Source organism: Paludifilum halophilum (assembly GCF_002245355.1).
Classification (GTDB): domain Bacteria; phylum Bacillota; class Bacilli; order Thermoactinomycetales; family DSM-45169; genus Paludifilum; species Paludifilum halophilum.
Genome location: NZ_NOWF01000002.1, coordinates 126,351 through 142,040 on the forward strand (window position 1 = coordinate 126,351; position 15,690 = coordinate 142,040).

Below are 15,690 nucleotides of genomic sequence, written 5' to 3' on the forward strand. Positions count from 1 at the left end.
CCAACCTCCTAATCTTTGCGGCCCTGTCGTATATAATCCGCTAGCCGGTCCAGCTGAATCGTTTCCTGGTTTCCAGTGGCCAATTCCTTGACTTTGATCCGATTTTCTTTCAGCTCGTTCTCTCCCAGAATCGCCGCATAACGGGCCCCCATACGATCCGCCGCCTTCATTTGCCCTTTCATCTTCCGGTCGAGATAATCCCGATCAGCAGAGCAACCGACTTCCCGAAGCTCCTTCAACAAAGAAATCGCCCGTTTTTTTGCATCATCTCCCAAGGCGATTACATAGCAATCCACCCCGTAACGGGCGGGTAATTCCAAGCCCTGCTCCTCCAGAGCCAGCAGAGTCCGTTCTAACCCCAGACCGAAACCGATGCCGGGCATTTCGGGACCTCCGATCTCTTCGACCAGACCGTTGTAACGGCCACCGCCCCCGAGAGAGCCGGCACCACCCTCGATGACAAATTCAAAGGCGGTCTGGGTATAGTAATCCAATCCTCGAACCATCTGGGTGTTCAATACATAAGGCACATCCAGCAGTTGCAAGTTCTCCTGTACTTCTTCAAAGTGGGACTTGCAATCGTCGCACAGATGATCCACCATCCGGGGGGCCTTTTCCGTCACCTCCCGGCAACTCTCGTTCTTGCAATCCAGAATCCGCATCGGATTGCGATCAAGCCGGGAAAGACAATCCTTACACAACTCCTCTTTACGCGGAGTGAGGTATTCGATCAGCTTTTCCCGATGGATGGGCCGGCACCGGGGACATCCCACGCTGTTCAACTCCACTTTCACCCCGTCCAGACCGAGGGTGCGGTAAAACTGAAAACCCAGATCGATCACTTCCGCATCCATACCGGGGGCCGTCGTTCCGAAAACCTCCACACCGAACTGATGGAACTGGCGCTGCCGTCCCGCCTGAGGACGCTCGTACCGGTACATGGGGCCGATGTAATACCATTTTGTCGGCTGAGGCTCACCATAAACCTTTTTCTCCACGAAAGAACGTACAATGGAGGCCGTCCCCTCCGGGCGAAGCGTCAAACTGCGCCCGCCCTGATCGGTAAAGGTATACATCTCTTTTTCCACAATATCCGTTGTCTCGCCGACCCCCCGCCGAAAAAGCTCCGTCTGTTCAAACAGGGGAGTTCGTACCTCGGAAAAGTGATATCGGCGACACAAATCCCGTGCTTTCTCTTCGATATACTGCCATTTCTCCACTTCGCCGGGCATCAGATCCATCGTGCCCCGGGGAATGCGAAAGTCCACTTCACCCGCCTCCTTTTTGGTCTAAAATAAAAAATCCCCCGCCACTGACCTGGATTGTCAGGGACGAGAGATTGGTCTCACAAATCACCCGCGGTGCCACCCTAGTTCGGAGACGAAGGGACGCCTCCCTCATTGAAGCCGGGTATCGTCCGGCTGACGTCCGGGTCTACTGTCCCGCTTTGGCGGGAGTTCGCTCCGAAACCTCCGGGTGTCCTTCCCCGAACCGCAACGGAGAAGCGCTCGCAGCCGAAGACGCTTCCTCTCTGACCGCCCGGTGAACGGGTACTCTTCCCTTCATCAGCTGATTATGATCGTGTAAACGCTGTTAGCATAGAAGTGTACGGGAGTGATGGACAAAAGTCAAGAAAAAGTTTATATCTTTGCGAGCGAGAAAACCCCTAGCTTCAGCTATGGGGATGAGAGCGAGCGTCAGGCGAGGGAGGGGGTTGGTTTTCCTCCTCTCGCAAGCCTGACCATCTTTTGCTCTCTTTTTTTGCGCCTGTTTAATTAGATATCTTGAATCTATCTGTCAAAAACATTCAATTTCAATACACAAGGAAGATGATTTCGGTTCCATAACGACCTTCAAAATTTGTACTAATACAATGTTTACAAATTCAATTCTGTTATAATATAATGTGTACTAATACAGCAACCGGGAGGGAGTCCCATGGAGAGACAGACTGAACGCCAACAAGACGTTTGCCGGGAATGCGGAACCCGTATCGAAGAATCCCGGGAATCGGTCCTCAAAGAGTGTTGTTCCGACCAGTGGATCAAACAGCAGATCGACCATTGTTACTTCTAAGGTCTCTCTGGTCAATCCGTTGCCAAGTGTCCAGCTGGTACGGCCGGATAAAAAACGGAAGACATGTGAACAGCCCTCTGCGGGCTTTTTCTTTTTGTTTTACAACAGATCCCTCGTTTGATTGACTCCAAATTCGGAAAAAACGTCTCTGAGACCTTATCCAAAGGAGGGAACCCCCTTGGCTTTCAACGTTGCACAGCAGTTGATCCAAAATCACCTCGTGTCAGGAGCGATGAAGCCCGGTGAGGAAATCGGCCTGGCGATCGATCAGACTTTGACCCAAGACGCGACAGGGACGATGGTGATGCTGGAGCTGGAAGCCATGGGAGTGAAACGGGTTTAGACGGAACTTTCCGCCCAATACGTGGATTTTAATTTGTTACAGGAAGACCATAAAAACCCTGGCGATCATCTGTTTTTACAGAGTGCGTCCCGACGGTTCGGAGTACGGGGACAGCCGACCGGGAAACGGGGTCAGCCACCCGGTGCATATGGAACACTTCGGCCGACCGGGAAAAACATTGCTCGGTTCGGAGACCGCTTTGAAATATTTAAAACGCCCGGCTTTTCCTCTTCTGAAGATCGCTTGTACTAACCAAAATCATATTTGCATAAAATTTTCGTGTATTTCAAACTTCCTTTACAAAGATTGGCTACAATGGGTGTCGATCAAAAGATGAGGGAGAGGATACATAGTGAAAAGTGTGGGAAAAACCGGGTTCATCCTTACATGTCTGGTAACCGTACTGGCACTTCCTCTGACAACAGGAATCCTACCCCAAACAGCGACTGCAGTGAACAACAGCGATTCCCGGGAAGGAACGCAGATCAAAGGGCAACCGGTAAACTCCGGACACTTTTTAAATGTCGCCCATCGGGGAGCTTCGGGATACGCCCCCGAAAACACCATGGCCGCATTTGAAAAAGCGGTTGAAATGAAATCCGATTATTTCGAACTGGATGTCCAGCGAAGCCGGGATGGGAAACTGGTGGTCATGCACGATACCACGGTAGACCGGACCACGGACGGAACCGGCCAAGTGAGAGATCTCACCCTGAAACAACTGAAGAGTCTGGATGCCGGAAGCTGGTTTTCTCCGGAATTCAGAGGCGAGCGGATTCCCACTCTGGAAGAAGTCCTGGACCGTTTTCGGGGAACGAGAGCGGGTATTTTGATCGAACTGAAGAGTCCGGAGCTCTATCCCGGGATCGAAGCACAAGTGGCCCATTTGTTAAAAAAGAAACGGATGCACAAACGCCATGGAAAGGTGATCGTCCAGTCTTTTAACCATCAGTCGATGAAACGATATCATCGGCTTCAGCCGACTGTTCCCGTCGGGGTACTGGTCAGCTATACCCAGTACAAGGACGGGATCACCGATGAAGAATTGAAAGAATTCACCGCTTACGCCGATTATGTGAACCCCAACAAGGCCCTGGTCGACTCTGAATTAGTCGACCGAATCCACCGACGCAACATGAAAATCCTCCCTTACACCGTTCGCAATCAGGAGTCAGCCGATCAGTTGATCCAAGCCGGAGTGGATGGTATCATCACCGATTTTCCGGAACTGGGCTACCGCTGATCCCATTACAAAACCCGGAGAACAGGGAATCTCCCTGCTCCGGGTTTTTTCAGCTCCGTATCCACTCATCGTGTCAGCCTTCTCAGCAAAAAAGACCTTCATCGTCTGCATCCAGGCGAGAAAAGATTCCAGCACCTCTTTTTCACAACCTTCTCATCCGTTATCATAGATTATAGAAAACTAGTTCCACATACTAAAAAGCGGGTACAACAGCAATTTTTTCAATCCGGCCAGTATTACCGGGAAACGCGAAGGGCCGTGACCTGCCGTGGATCATGAAGAAATCGATCAGCGCATTTCCGATCCTTTACTGGCCCTGGACGTCGCGACTGGAACGGGTCATACCGCACTCGGGTTTGAGTCCGAAGCAAGGAAACCCCAGTTAATCCTCCGAAAAGGAATGTGGGTTTGTCAGAAGGAAAAGGAAGCGAATTCATGAATCCCGACTTTTTCAATAATCAACGAAAGCCCGGTCTTTGACCGGGCTTTTCGTCCATGCTTTTCGAGGAAAAGGGTTCAGGCGGATTCCTTCACTTCCTCCTTTTTCTCACCCAAAATGATCTTCAGCAAGGGCGGTGTCACCAACGTTGTCAGAATAATAACGATGACGACAGAAGTGAAATACTCCGGAGCCAACAGCTGGGATTCCAGACCGATAGCCGCAAAGATCAGAGCTACTTCTCCCCGGGAAACCATACCGGATCCGATCCCGAGAGAAGATCGCCGAGAAAATCCGGTTAACCGCGCTCCGAGGCCGCTTCCAGCCAATTTCGTCAAGATGGCGATCAGAGTCGTCAAGAGAATAAACCCGACTTGGTTACCCAACCCTTCGAAAGACACATTCAAACCGATACTGACAAAGAAAACGGGGACGAAGATCGCATAGGCGATCGGTTCAACCTTATGCTCCACTTCTTTCTTATAAGCGGTATTGGAAAGGGACACCCCGGCTGCGAATGCGCCGATAATCCCGGCCACTCCCAATTCTTCCGCCATATAGGCGAAGAAAAAGCAGACGATCAAAGCCGCGCTGATTACCGATTCAGTGACCCGCAACGGAGCGAGCTTCTTCATCACCCACGGGACTAACTTCCAGCCCAAAAGGATGACCGCCGCGAAGAAAAACACTTTTTTCCCGATCACCAGGCCCAGAGAAACATCCCCGGTACCCATGAGACTCATCATAAACGCCAGCAGGATCACGACCAGGATATCGTCAACCACAGCGGCCCCCAGGATCGTTACACTTTCCCGGCTTTTCAGTTGGCCCAAGTCCTTCAGTGTCTGAACCGAGATGCTAACGGAAGTCGCAGAGAGCAAAAGACCGAGGAAAAGCGCATTTTGAGTGTCCAAACCGAATATCAGACCCCCGAAATATCCCCCGGCCAGAGGAAGGATGATCCCCCCGACAGCGACAGCGATTGATGAGTTCCGATTCCGGTTCAGTTCCTGCATATCCGTTTCCAAACCGGCTATAAACATCAACAACAAGACCCCGATCTGACTTAACTCTTCGATCATCGCGGACGTTTCGATCCAACCCAGAAAAGCGGGGCCGATCACAATCCCCACAATCAACTTGCCGAGAACCGAGGGCTGACCCAATCGGACACTCAGATCCCCGGCCAGTTTGGTACTGAACAAAATAAGCAACAGTTTGGCGAAAAACAGCAAACATTTCACCTGCCTTAAACACGTTTTTTCTTCGCCTTTCTTACCCCATCGGACGGAACTTTCCATCCCTTCCCGGAAAGAGATCACACTTCAGCTAATGCTCCAAGATTCATAATACAATAGACCTAGTTCTATTTACTCTGTCAATGATTGAGGATTTTGTTACAAATCAATATCCATTAGTAAGGATTGCTATTTTTTGATTAGAATAGGATCTCCGATGGCCATTCCGTTTTTTATTAGGGGTATAAGCAGACCCGGTGGATGATCCGGGATTGCTTCCCATTCGCATCTTCCCCCTGTATACTGTACATAGTCTCCCTTCTTTAAAACGAAACCATTCCTTATAACCGGATGGGGCTATATAAAAGCCAATGCCGGAAGGAGGAACTTTTATGATTTTTTATGAAACAGGCAGTATCCTGAATGCCAAAAGCGAAGCCATCGTCAACCCGATCAACTGTATGGGCGGGTTGGAAAACGGTCCCATGCTTCTACTGAAACAGGCTTATCCCGAAAACTTCATCGCCTTCCGGAGAGCATGTCGCCTGCGCAAAGTGAAACTGGGACGGATGTTAGTAATCCCCCTTTCTCCCCGGGAAGGCCGTGGATCCGATCCTCGATATATCATCAATTTTCCGGTAAAAAAACATTGGCGCCACCACCCGAAGATGAATCATATTCGAGAAGGGCTGAAAGACTTGGCCCGAACCTGTGCTCAGTTCCGGCTCCATTCCGTCGCGATTCCGGCACTGGGGTGCGAACCCGGAGGACCAGAATGGAAAGAGGTGCAGGAAGGGATCATGGACACTTTCAGAAATGCCAATCCCATCCGAATCCACCTGTTCCCGCCGCCGGACGTCCAATGAAGAAATCATCGCCGTCCACGGGAAAAAGCATATCCTCGAACCCTTCTATAAAAAGGCGATCATCGGTATTTCCCGCATCCGATGATCGCCTTTTTTGCGCCTTGCCTTATTCCTTTGTGTACCCTTTCCAATCCTCTTTTTAAAAACCGTAGGCTTCATCCAGAGCCGCAACTTTATCCTCAATGTGTCGGCGGTAGTTATCGATATAAGCCTGGGGCTCCTTCGGGTTGGGCAAGCGGCGGATCCGCCCCGTCCCCGGGGGAATAATCTTGCTGACAGCGCCGCAACCCAATCCGATAATCGTCTGCCGCTCCTCCATGATGATGATGTTATACAAGCTTTCTTCACCGGGAAAGGCGTATCCGACATTTTCTTGATTGCCCAAAATATTTTTCTGACGGTAGAGGTAATAGGGGGCATAACCCTGTTTCCGGGTCCACTCCCGGGCTGTCTGGACCATCTCTCCGATCTCATTCCGACCCGCTACCCTATATTTTTCCTTATTCCGGCTCATATGGGATCCCCGTTTAAAGGAAAGGGTATGAACGGTTAAAGATTCCGGTTTCAGTTCCTCCATCATCTGCAGGGACTGGCGGAAAGTATCCACCCCTTCCCCCGGCAATCCGATAATCAGATCCATGTTAATGTGATGAAGGCCCATCCGACGAGCGAGCTCGTATTTTTCCAGGGTTTCCTTCACTGTATGGTGACGCCCGATCAGCTTCAGTGTGCTCTCTTCGAAGCTTTGGGGGTTGATGCTGATCCGGTCCACCTTCCATCTTTTCAACAGATCCAACTTTTCTTCATCAAGAGTATCCGGACGGCCCGCTTCCACGGTCCATTCCCGAACTCCCCCATAGGACGGGATGGAATTCTTCATCTTCATGAAGAGAGCCTCCATCTGCTCGGCTGTAATCGAGGTAGGTGTTCCGCCTCCAAAGTAGATGGTAGTCACCGGCAATTGGCGACGGTGGAGCCAATCCCCCACCGCTTCAATCTCCTGATGCAGTCCGCTGAGAAACTCCTTCACCGAACCGTTCCGCCCCTGGATAGCGTAAGCGGGGAAAGTACAGTAGGCACATTTCGTCGGACAAAAGGGAATACCGATGTATAGGCTGACCTCTTGATCCAACTCGTACAAATCCGGCAACACCGCAGTCTGGCGATGGACGATGTCTTTCATCAGTTCGATTTTGTAGGGCATGAGCCGGTAATCCCTCTCCAACACCGCCGATGCTTCCTCCTCCGACAACCCTTCCAACAACATTTTGTGCAAGAGCTTGGTCGGCCGTACGCCAGTCAAGATCCCCCAGGGTTGGCGAACCCCTGTCGCTTCCTGAAGCAACTGAAGAAGGGCGTGGTGAACCACCTGTTTGACCTGTCTGCGATGCTCTTTTCCTGTAACTCTCTCCCCTCTTTCGCGGCGATGGAACGCATGCCAGGTTTGATCCCGGCCCGAATCACTCAAGGTGGCCTTCACCTCGATCGGTCCCTGATCATCCACAGCAAAATGGACAAAAGCCTCCGGTTCTGCTCCCCGTTGATCCATCACTTTCACTTGAGGAAAAAAAAGTCCGGCAATCCGTTCGATATCCCGATAAAAGGCCGGGTCCACCCCGGACACTCCTAAATGTCTCATCTGATTGCGGCAAACACCGCACGTTCCCCCTTTGATGTTCCGTGTGAATTTCACTCCACAGTTTATCGGACTCCCCCGGGGAAATCAACGGAGGAACGAGGACCCGGAATACGCTGTTCCGGCGGGGAATGATCCGGTTTTTTCCCCACCGGTCCCTCTTCCACTTCCCGGCTGTCCCGGGGATCGACTGAACCATAAAGGACTGTCTGTATAGCCCATTCCCGTTGTTTTTTGGCCCGTTGCATCCTCTCACCCTCCTTCGCCGGCAACTTTATTCTTCCCGCCTGTTCCCGTCCGGCATACCCGATCCCTTTACATTAAAAAGAGACCCCTCCCGGAGGGGTCTCTCAATGGGATCACTCACTTGTTACCAATGGTGGCGACGACGGCGTCTCTTCTTTTTACAAAAACACTTTTTCTTGCATTTACAAAACTTCTTTTTACATCTTTTGATACAACGTTTCTTTCTGCGACCATGCCTTTTCTTCGGACATTTCCGGACTTTTTTAACGACTTTCTTTTTAACCACTTTCTTTTTGACGACCACTTTGGCAACCGCTACAGCGGCGGCAGCGGCGGAAGAAGCAGCAGCGGCAGCAGCGGCGGCGGCACCGTTTCCGGAAGCAGCAGCGGCAGAAGCGGCAGAAGCGGACCTCCTGGCCGAAGCGGCAGCAGCGGCAGCGGCGGCCTGTTTACCGGCGGCGGCAGCGGCGGCGGCAGCAGAAGCTGAACGGGCGGCGGCAGCGGCGGCGGCGGCAGCGGAACCTCCTCCCGAAGCAGAAGCGGCAGCGGCGGCAGCGGCGGCAGACCTACCGGCAGAAGCGGCAGCGGCGGCAGCGGCAGCCGAATCACCGGAAGAGGCAGCGGCAGCGGCGGCGGAAGCCGAACGGCTGGCGGCGGCTGCAGCAGCAGCGGCACTTGATCTTTTAGACAATGCTTTTCCTCCCCTCATAGAATCTACTTCATCCTATGAGGAAAGGGGGATTGGCGATTGAGGCAAGTAGCTTATGAGACGCAACCATTTTACTTTTAGAAAAGAAAGGCACTATAAACCCTTGATAGAAACATAGTATTACCTTCATCCGTGTGTTGAGTTATTCAAGTTTCCGGACAGACCGCAAAAACCGGTGTAGATCTTCGTACACAGGAAAGCACAAGCTCGTCCGGATCGCCTCCCCGGTACTCACTATACGTTTTTGACAAGAGAACGGAGACAGCCAAACCGCGCCGGACATCCGGCTATGGATGGACCAGGCCAGCCCTAAACGATTCGTATTAAGAAAAAACACACCGGACGCCCTATAGGATCATCGCTGACATTTCGATATGATTTGTATAGTCATTGGAAGGAGGATTATTGTGAAACGTCATTTTTTGATTGCATTCATGCTGGTTTTTGGACTGATGATGGTGAGTCCGGGTCTGGCTTCAGCCGACAGCACCGCTTCCGGGGACCTCAAATTTAAGCAACTGATTTACCACTATAACCCGGCTAAGGAGAACCACAGCCTCAAGGTAAAACTGGACGCGAAAGCCGATGATGTGGAAGGAAACTTCAAGCTGGTTCATGGCGGAGAAACAGTGGGCTCCGTAGACGGGAACAACGAAGTCACCTTTGATGAGCTTCCCTTTGAACTGGGCAAAAAAGAAAGCCTGGTCGTGATCTTCGACGGAAAGTTGAAGGGTCAGGACGTTCACCTGCAAATCTGCCTTGATTTAGTGGCTAAGGTATCCAACTCCGGAAACATTCTGGCCAATGGGAAAGCCCAAATCGGTCAATGCTCCGACGAAGGAAACGATGACGACAACGGTAACAACAATGACGGCGATGACAACAATGGTGACAACAACGACGGCGACAACAATGACGGCGATGGCAACAACGGGGATAACAACGACGGAGACAACAATGATGGCGATAACAACAACGGGGATAACAACGACGGTAACGACGGGCAAACTCCGGAACAATGCAAGGAATTCGACCCTGCAAAAGTATCTCCGGAAGACATCCATGAAGTCAATGTAGAACAACAAGAAGATGGCGATCAGATCAAAGTGACTGCACAGTTGAAAGATGCCAAAAAAGCGGAAGGAAAATGGGAACTGATGGCCGGTCTCGCCACTGCCGAAAATCCTGCGGTTCATAAAACGCAAAACGGTGGAACTTCCGCCACCTTCACCCTCGATAAGAGCGAGTTTACCAAAGAAGGGCAATATGGCATCGCCGTTCTTTTCTCCGGCACCATCGATGAAGAGGATTGTCAATGGGGCGTTGGTGTCAATCTGTTCAATCTGAAACCCGGAGACAACAACAACGATGACGAAATCACTACTCCGGAAAAGCAACCTGAACAGCCCAAGTCTCCGGAAGATGTGAAAGAAATCGTAGATGATGTAAAAGGCGGCAAAATGCCGGACACCTCAAGCCATGCGGTTAACAGCATGCTGTTGGGAACCCTGCTCCTGACTGCCGGTGCCGGAATCCTGTTCTTCCGCAGAAAGCAACTGAACTAAGCCGCGATCGATACCTATAAAAAACCCCCCGAGCATAAAACTCGGGGGGTTTTTGAGGGCGAAAATTCCGCCGGGGCTTAGCTCTCGACTTACCGATTGAACACCTGTTTGACGTGTTGAATAACGTTATCGGTGTTGAAGCCGTATTTCTCCATCACCAGGCCGCCGGGGGCGGAGGCTCCAAAGGTGTCGATGCCAATCACTGTCCCCTGTTCACCCACATATTTTTCCCAACCGGAAGGATGGGCCGCTTCGATGGCAACACGGGCTTTGACTCCCGAGGGGAGAACCGATTCCCGGTAGTCCTCCGGCTGTTCGTCAAACTGTTCGCGACAGGGCATGCTGACGACTCGAACCCGGATGCCCTCTTCCTTCAGTTTTTGCTGACTTTCAACAGCCAAGCTGACTTCAGAACCAGTGGCGATCAGGATGACGTCAGGCTGGCCTCCTTCAGCGTCCGAAAGGACATAGGCCCCCCGGGCGGCACCTTCTTCGGCTTTTTCCGCCGTACCTTCCAAGATCGGCAATCCTTGCCGGGAAAGAACGAAGGCGACGGGCTCTTCCTTGCGAGTCAGAGCATAACGGTAAGCACCTACCGTCTCGTTGGCGTCGCCGGGGCGGAACACCTTCAGGTGGGGAATCAGGCGCAATGCCGGCAGTTGTTCCACCGGCTCATGAGTCGGACCGTCTTCACCGACAGCGATGCTGTCGTGGGTGAAAACGTAGATGACCGGCAGTTTGGAAAGAGCGGCCAACCGGATCGAAGGGCGCAAATAGTCGGAGAACACGAGGAAGGTAGCTCCGAAGGCCCGCAAGCCGCCGTGAAGCATCATTCCGTTCAGGGCTGCCCCCATGGCATGTTCCCGCACCCCGAACCAGACATTGCGGCCGGTGTAATCCTCGGCGTGAAACACCTCTTCCTCTTTCAAAGTGGTCTTATTGGAGGAAGCCAAATCCGCAGACCCGCCGAATAGAGTGGGCACGGTTGAAGCCAAGGCGTTCAAAGCCTCACCGGAGGCGGCCCGAGTGGCCATCGCTTTATCGCCCGTTTGATAGACCGGAAGCTCAGCGTCCCAGTCCTCCGGCAGCTCACCCTGAATCGCCCGTTCCAACTGACGCCCCTGTTCGGGAAACTCTTTTTTATACTGCTCAAAGAGTTCGTTCCACTCTTTTTCCGAGCGAACGCCTTGTTCTTTCAAGGCGGCAAAGTGTTCCCGCACTTCCGGCGGTACATAGAAGGGCTCCTCCCAGTTCCAGCCGTAGGCTTTGCGAACTTCCGCCGCCTCTTCCGGTCCCATCGGCGCCCCGTGGATCTTATGAGTTCCCGCCAGATTCGGGCTGCCGTATCCGATCGTGGTTTTCACCTCGATCAGAGTCGGCCGTCCGGACTCGGCCTGTGCCTCTCGAACCGCCGCTTCGATGGCTTCCAGATTGTTTTCCTCTTCAACCCGGATCACCTGCCAACCATAGGCCTCAAACCGCTTCTGCACATCTTCCGTGAAAGCGGCGGCGGTTTGGCCGTCCAGGGAGATATTGTTCGAGTCATAAAGAGCGATCAGTTTGCCCAACTGCAAATGACCCGCCAGAGAAGCCGCTTCCGCCGAAACGCCTTCCATCAGATCTCCGTCACTGCAGATCGTGTAGGTATAGTGATCGACGACCGGATAACCCTCCCGGTTGTAAACGGCGGCCAAATGACGTTCCGCCATCGCCATCCCGACGGCGTTGGAAATCCCTTGTCCCAGGGGGCCCGTCGTCGCCTCCACACCGGGAGTTCCGTGATTGGCCTCCGGATGCCCCGGTGTCTTACTGCCCCACTGCCGGAAGTTTTTCAACTCTTCCATAGGCAAGTCGTATCCGCTCAAGTGAAGCAGGCTGTACAACAACATAGATCCGTGGCCGGCCGACAATACAAACCGGTCCCGATTGAACCAATCCGGATTATCCGGGTTATGACGCATCAAACGGGACCACAGCACATAAGCCATGGGAGCTGTTCCCATCGGCATACCCGGGTGGCCGGATTTGGCATTTTCAACAGCGTCAATCGTCAGCATACGAATGGTATTGACAGCCAATTGTTCGACGGGCTGGTTGGTTTCAGACATCAATGGTCGTCCTCCTTATACTCGGAAATGGATTCTTCCTTCTTTTCAAATCCCAGGTTATGATTGCCCGGTTGAAACGTCTCACCCCGGAAGATACAACATCCAAATCCCTACCGACTCTCTAGTATCAGGGTTACCGGTCCGTCATTGGTGAGGGAAACATCCATCATCGCCCCGAACACACCGGTTTCCACCGGAATTCCATAGCTGAGCAGTCTTTCATTGAACCTCGCGTATAATTCTTGCGCCTGGTCGGGCTTTGCCGCCGCCATGAAATTGGGACGCCTCCCCTTGCGACAGTCCCCGTACAGAGTAAATTGGGAGACGGACAAAATCTCCCCGCCGACATCGAGGAGAGAACGGTTCATCCGGCCGTTTTCATCTTCGAAAATGCGAAGGTGGACCGTTTTCTCCGCTAGATATTGAATATCTTCGTCATCGTCCCCATCGGTGAACCCGACGAGAAGAACCAGACCGTGCCGGATTTTTCCGGTGGTTTTTCCATCGACAGTGACACAGGCATCTTTTGCCCGCTGGATGACAAGACGCACAATCTTCCCCCTTTGATTACTGCATAATCCGGCGGACGCTGTAAATGTCCCGAACGCTCTTGATTTTATCCACCACCGATTGCAGGTGGCTGACATTCCGGATAGAGATACTCATATGAATGGTAGCCATCCCCCGCCGGTCCGCCTTGCCGCTGACAGCGGAGAGATTGACCCGTGTCTCGGACACCGCGTGCAGCACTTCGTTTAACAAGCCGTTGCGATCCAGTCCGGACACTTCGAGGTCCACGTTGTAGAAGTGGTCGGCGACTCCCTCCCACTCTACCGGAACCATCCGCCCCTCTTCGACGGTGGAGAGATTGGGACAATCCGCCCGATGAACCGATACCCCGCGACCCTGTGTCACAAAACCTCTGATCTCGTCTCCCGGAACCGGGTTACAACAGCGGGACAATCGCACCAGCAGATTGTCCACCCCCTTGACCCGGACCCCGTAGCCCGGCTTCTTACGCCGTTTCGGCATCGCCTTGACATCAGGCAGAACGAGGGGTTTCTCTTCATCAGTGCGCATCCCTTCCGTCAACCGGTTGACCACCTGGGAGGCGGAGATGCCACCATAGCCGACGGCAGCGAACATGTCTGTCTCATCGGGGAAATTAAATTTGTTGGCCACTTCCTTCACCCGGTCACCGTTCAAGATGTTTCCCGGATCGAAATCCTGTTTTTTCAGAGCGGACTCGATCATCTCCTGTCCCTTGGACACGCTTTCCTCTCGGCGCTCCTTTTTAAACCAGTTGCGGATCTTGTTGCGGGCCTGGGAGGATTTGACCAGATTCAGCCAGTCCCGGCTGGGACCATAACTGTGTTTCGAGGTGAGGATTTCTACGATGTCTCCGGTCTTCAATTGGTGGTCCAAAGGAACGATTTTGTTATTCACCTTGGCACCGATGCACCGGTTTCCCACTTCCGTGTGGATGCGGTAGGCAAAATCCAGAGGCACGGAGCCGGAAGGCAGTTCCAACACGTCTCCTTTCGGGGTAAAAACAAAGACCGCGTCGGAAAACCAATCCATCTTCAGATTTTCCACAAACTCCTGAGCATCGTTGGTGTCCTGTTGCAACTCCAGTATTTCCCTGAAAAACTTCAATTTATCATTAAAGGAGGATCTTTCCGATTGGGAAGAGCCCTCCTTATACGCCCAATGGGCGGCGATTCCGTATTCAGCAATACGGTGCATCTCCGACGTGCGGATCTGCACTTCGATCGGTTCTCCTTTGGGGCCGATCACAGTCGTGTGCAAGGATTGATACATATTGGTTTTCGGCATCGCGATATAGTCTTTAAATCGACCCGGCATCGGTTTCCAGATCGTATGAATAATCCCCAGTACGGCGTAACAGTCCCGGATCGAATGGACAATCACCCGTACCGCCAACAGATCGTAAATCTCGTTAAACTGCTTATGATCTTTGACCATCTTGCGGTAGATACTGTAGATGTGCTTAGGACGGCCGGAGATTTCCGCTTTCAGATTCATCTGTTCCAACCGCTCCTGCAGGGTGGCGATCACTTCGTCCAGGTACTGTTCCCTTTCCGCCCGTTTCTTTTTCATCAGGTTGACGATCCGGTAGTACTGTTGGGGATTAAGATTGCGCAATGCGACATCCTCCAGCTCCCATTTGATCCTGGAGATGCCCAACCGGTGAGCCAAGGGGGCGAAAATTTCCAGGGTTTCCTGGGCGATGCGCCGCCGCTTCGACTCCGGCAGATACTTCAGCGTACGCATATTATGAAGCCGGTCCGCCAACTTAATTAAAATGACCCGGATATCCTGGGCCATGGCGACAAACATCTTGCGATGGTTTTCCGCTTGGTGTTCGGCAGTCGATTTATATTTCATTCGTTTTTTCAGCTTCGTCAATCCGTCTACAATCTGGGCGACTGTATCACCAAAGGCCTTGGACACATCTTCCAGGGTGACACCGGTATCCTCCACCACATCATGAAGAATCGCGGCGGTCAACGTCGTGGCATCCATCTGCAGATCGGCCAGAATTCCGGCCACCGCCACCGGATGGAAGATATATTCCTCTCCCGATTTGCGGGTCTGCCCTTGATGGGCTTCTTCGGCGAAAAGATACGCCTCTTCCACCAAGTCGATCTCTTCTTTTTTCAGATATCGGCCTGCTTTTTCAAGCAATTCATCGATCGGCATATCTCATTCACCTATACATTCAAGTTTAAAAATATTTTTTCCTTATATTATCTCGAATCTTTCCTTGAAAGTAAAGGGGAAGGATAAAAACGAAAAACCCGGCTGATGGATCCGGGTTTCCCTGGTCGACAAAGCTGATTTTACTGCTTTTTCCGGAAGCCGAATCTTCCGGTGGCGATCCGGATTTTCAAAAAAACAGCAGATGCCAGGAGCGCCAGACCCATCACCACGCCGTAACGAAGATACTCCTCGCTCCTGTTCATCAGGAACGGAGCTGCAATCACACCACCATAAGCGGTGATTTCAAAAGAAAATAGAAACATTTTCCAAACACGGTACAAGTAGCTGCGAATCCGGATATCTCCCGGGGTAAACAGCTCTCTAAAAAAAAGAAAGACAATAAAAATCATCCACACAATGAATCCAGCCGTTACCAAACGGGCAAATCCGCCCACCAACTCAGAAAAAAAATCTTGGAACACTTCCACTTAAAGGCT

General features: G+C 52.1%; 14 protein-coding genes and 1 pseudogene. 7 read left to right on the forward strand and 8 right to left on the reverse strand.

Translation table 11 applies throughout. From position 1 onward, the window contains the following. Positions 1 to 8: 8 nt before the first annotated feature. Positions 9 to 1,268 carry a histidine--tRNA ligase gene (gene hisS, locus CHM34_RS03490; RefSeq protein WP_094263208.1) on the reverse strand — a complete coding sequence of 420 codons (1,260 nt, stop codon included), beginning with the start codon at positions 1,266 to 1,268 and terminating at the stop codon, positions 9 to 11. Positions 1,269 to 1,339: 71 nt separating this feature from the next. Between hisS and CHM34_RS03495 the strand changes: the two genes are divergently transcribed. From CHM34_RS03495 to CHM34_RS03505, 4 genes and pseudogenes are all read left to right on the forward strand, one after another. Continuing rightward, positions 1,340 to 1,546 (forward strand): hypothetical protein, encoded by a 207-nt coding sequence (locus CHM34_RS03495; RefSeq protein ID WP_094263209.1) that lies wholly within the window; start codon positions 1,340 to 1,342, stop codon positions 1,544 to 1,546. A 392-nt stretch (positions 1,547 to 1,938) separates the two neighbouring features. Further along, positions 1,939 to 2,076: a hypothetical protein gene (locus CHM34_RS19195; RefSeq protein WP_169713563.1), complete on the forward strand. Its 138-nt coding sequence runs from the start codon at positions 1,939 to 1,941 to the stop codon at positions 2,074 to 2,076. A 178-nt stretch (positions 2,077 to 2,254) separates the two neighbouring features. Then, a pseudogene (locus CHM34_RS03500) lies at positions 2,255 to 2,615 on the forward strand (aconitase family protein); the annotation flags it as partial. A 156-nt stretch (positions 2,616 to 2,771) separates the two neighbouring features. Next, the gene (locus CHM34_RS03505; protein ID WP_240511855.1) at positions 2,772 to 3,662 is read left to right on the forward strand and encodes a glycerophosphodiester phosphodiesterase; all 891 of its coding nucleotides are present in this window, start codon (positions 2,772 to 2,774) and stop codon (positions 3,660 to 3,662) included. A 516-nt stretch (positions 3,663 to 4,178) separates the two neighbouring features. Here CHM34_RS03505 and CHM34_RS03510 read toward each other — a convergent pair. After that, entirely contained in the window at positions 4,179 to 5,336 is a 1,158-nt protein-coding gene (locus CHM34_RS03510; protein ID WP_240511881.1) for a cation:proton antiporter, read from the reverse strand. 395 nt (positions 5,337 to 5,731) lie between these two features. On the opposite strand from CHM34_RS03510, the gene CHM34_RS03515 reads away from it, so the two are divergent. Continuing rightward, positions 5,732 to 6,205, forward strand: coding sequence for a macro domain-containing protein (locus CHM34_RS03515; RefSeq protein ID WP_169713564.1), 474 nt, complete (start codon positions 5,732 to 5,734; stop codon positions 6,203 to 6,205). A gap of 139 nt (positions 6,206 to 6,344) precedes the next feature. Here the strand turns inward: CHM34_RS03515 and CHM34_RS03520 are convergent, their stop codons facing one another. Together CHM34_RS03520 and CHM34_RS03525 are read right to left on the reverse strand one after the other, a co-directional pair. After that, entirely contained in the window at positions 6,345 to 7,844 is a 1,500-nt protein-coding gene (locus CHM34_RS03520) for a coproporphyrinogen III oxidase (protein WP_094263212.1), read from the reverse strand. A gap of 62 nt (positions 7,845 to 7,906) precedes the next feature. Continuing rightward, positions 7,907 to 8,089 (reverse strand): hypothetical protein, encoded by a 183-nt coding sequence (locus tag CHM34_RS03525; RefSeq protein WP_094263213.1) that lies wholly within the window; start codon positions 8,087 to 8,089, stop codon positions 7,907 to 7,909. A 105-nt stretch (positions 8,090 to 8,194) separates the two neighbouring features. Here CHM34_RS03525 and CHM34_RS19200 point away from each other — a divergent pair, with 105 nt between their 5' ends. Both CHM34_RS19200 and CHM34_RS03535 read left to right on the forward strand, forming a co-directional pair. Continuing rightward, positions 8,195 to 8,839, forward strand: a complete 645-nt coding sequence (locus CHM34_RS19200) for a hypothetical protein (protein WP_169713565.1) — start codon at positions 8,195 to 8,197, stop codon at positions 8,837 to 8,839. A gap of 364 nt (positions 8,840 to 9,203) precedes the next feature. Beyond that, the gene (locus CHM34_RS03535) at positions 9,204 to 10,361 is read left to right on the forward strand and encodes an LPXTG cell wall anchor domain-containing protein (protein WP_094263215.1); all 1,158 of its coding nucleotides are present in this window, start codon (positions 9,204 to 9,206) and stop codon (positions 10,359 to 10,361) included. 89 nt (positions 10,362 to 10,450) lie between these two features. On the opposite strand, the gene tkt is transcribed toward CHM34_RS03535, so the two are convergent. The 4 genes from tkt to CHM34_RS03555 form a co-directional block, all read right to left on the reverse strand. Further along, complete coding sequence (gene tkt / locus CHM34_RS03540; RefSeq protein ID WP_094263216.1) at positions 10,451 to 12,469, reverse strand: transketolase; 2,019 nt, start codon at positions 12,467 to 12,469, stop codon at positions 10,451 to 10,453. 110 nt (positions 12,470 to 12,579) lie between these two features. Beyond that, complete coding sequence (gene dtd / locus CHM34_RS03545) at positions 12,580 to 13,020, reverse strand: D-aminoacyl-tRNA deacylase (RefSeq protein ID WP_094263217.1); 441 nt, start codon at positions 13,018 to 13,020, stop codon at positions 12,580 to 12,582. A 16-nt stretch (positions 13,021 to 13,036) separates the two neighbouring features. After that, positions 13,037 to 15,193: a RelA/SpoT family protein gene (locus CHM34_RS03550; protein ID WP_094263218.1), complete on the reverse strand. Its 2,157-nt coding sequence runs from the start codon at positions 15,191 to 15,193 to the stop codon at positions 13,037 to 13,039. 140 nt (positions 15,194 to 15,333) lie between these two features. Beyond that, entirely contained in the window at positions 15,334 to 15,681 is a 348-nt protein-coding gene (locus tag CHM34_RS03555; protein ID WP_094263219.1) for a hypothetical protein, read from the reverse strand. Positions 15,682 to 15,690 lie beyond the last annotated feature (9 nt).

Coding starts and splice junctions, on each gene's coding strand:
- CHM34_RS19195 (WP_169713563.1), top strand. CDS start 1,939: ATGGAGAGACAGACTGAACGCCAACAAGACGTTTGCCGGGAATGCGGA.
- CHM34_RS03515 (WP_169713564.1), top strand. CDS start 5,732: ATGATTTTTTATGAAACAGGCAGTATCCTGAATGCCAAAAGCGAAGCC.
- CHM34_RS03520 (WP_094263212.1), bottom strand. CDS start 7,844: ATGAGACATTTAGGAGTGTCCGGGGTGGACCCGGCCTTTTATCGGGAT.
- CHM34_RS03525 (WP_094263213.1), bottom strand. CDS start 8,089: ATGCAACGGGCCAAAAAACAACGGGAATGGGCTATACAGACAGTCCTT.
- CHM34_RS19200 (WP_169713565.1), top strand. CDS start 8,195: ATGGGATCACTCACTTGTTACCAATGGTGGCGACGACGGCGTCTCTTC.
- tkt (WP_094263216.1), bottom strand. CDS start 12,469: ATGTCTGAAACCAACCAGCCCGTCGAACAATTGGCTGTCAATACCATT.
- CHM34_RS03550 (WP_094263218.1), bottom strand. CDS start 15,193: ATGCCGATCGATGAATTGCTTGAAAAAGCAGGCCGATATCTGAAAAAA.